Genomic DNA, 1,027 nt, shown 5'->3' with positions numbered 1-1,027 from the left:
CCCAGTCGCTGTTGCTGCCCGGCCCGTAGGTCAGGCTGGCGCCTGCCAGGCCGTCACCGTGAGCGACCTCAATGGCGTCCACGCCCGCGGCGTCCAATGCGGCGGCGATTGTGCGCACCCGCTCCACGGTGATGCGATGCCGGACCGCATGCATGCCGTCCCGCAGGGTCACGTCCTGGATGTAGAGCCTGGGCGGGTTCACGAGACCACCTCCGAGGTCGCTGGAACCGCTGGAACCGCTGACGCGGCCGACCCCGCTACCACCGCCGTGGGCTGCGAGGTGGACAACCGTTCAGCGGTTCGTAGCGCAGCAGAGGTCATGATGTCGAGGTTTCCGGCGTACGCCGGCAGATAGTGCGCGGCTCCCTCGACCTCCAGAAAGATCGATATCTTCCAGGTCGGCCGCGGACCGGCGTCGCCAATCAGGGTCCGCAGCGGCTCGTCCGGGCCGACAGCGGCGATCTGGACCTGCTGCTTGAGCCGGTATCCGGGCACGTACTCGGCCACATCGGTGACCATGCGGGCGATGCTGGCGCGGATCTCGTCCGGATCGGCGTCGTCCGCCAGACACAACACGGTGTCACGCATGATCATAGGTGGTTCAGCCGGGTTGAGGATGATGATTGCCTTTCCGACATCCGCGCCACCCACGACCTCGATGGCGTGCGAGGTGGTCTCGGTGAACTCGTCGATGTTCGCGCGGGTGCCCGGACCGGCCGACCTGGAGGCGATCGACGCCACGATCTCCCCGTACCGGACGCGGGTCACCCGGGACACCGCGGCGATCATCGGGATGGTGGCCTGCCCGCCGCAGGTCACCATGTTCACGTTGGGCGCGCCGAGGTGCTGGTCGAGGTTGACCGCCGGTACGACGTACGGCCCGATCGCGGCGGGCGTCAGATCCACCAGCTGCTTGCCGTACCCGGCCAGCGCGTGCGCGTTCGCCGCGTGGGCCTTTGCCGACGTCGCGTCGAACACGACGTCGATCTCGTCGAACCCCGCCATGTCGATCAGGCCCTGGACCCCA

The 1,027-nt window shown here is 68.3% G+C and carries 1 protein-coding gene and 1 pseudogene; both read right to left on the bottom strand.

What is annotated here, in order from left to right:
- Positions 1–202 (bottom strand): annotated as a pseudogene (locus DD1DGNOD_RS11930) (4-hydroxy-2-oxovalerate aldolase); the annotation flags it as partial.
- A partial coding sequence (locus DD1DGNOD_RS11925; protein ID WP_131770133.1) for an acetaldehyde dehydrogenase (acetylating) occupies positions 199–1,027 on the bottom strand: 829 nt, incomplete at its 5' end. The pseudogene DD1DGNOD_RS11930 and the gene DD1DGNOD_RS11925, both read right to left, overlap by 4 nt.

Origin of the sequence: Candidatus Protofrankia californiensis, from assembly GCF_900634765.1 — a bacterium.
GTDB classification, from domain to species: domain Bacteria; phylum Actinomycetota; class Actinomycetes; order Frankiales; family Frankiaceae; genus Protofrankia; species Protofrankia californiensis.
This window is presented reverse-complemented; position numbering and strand designations above follow the sequence as displayed.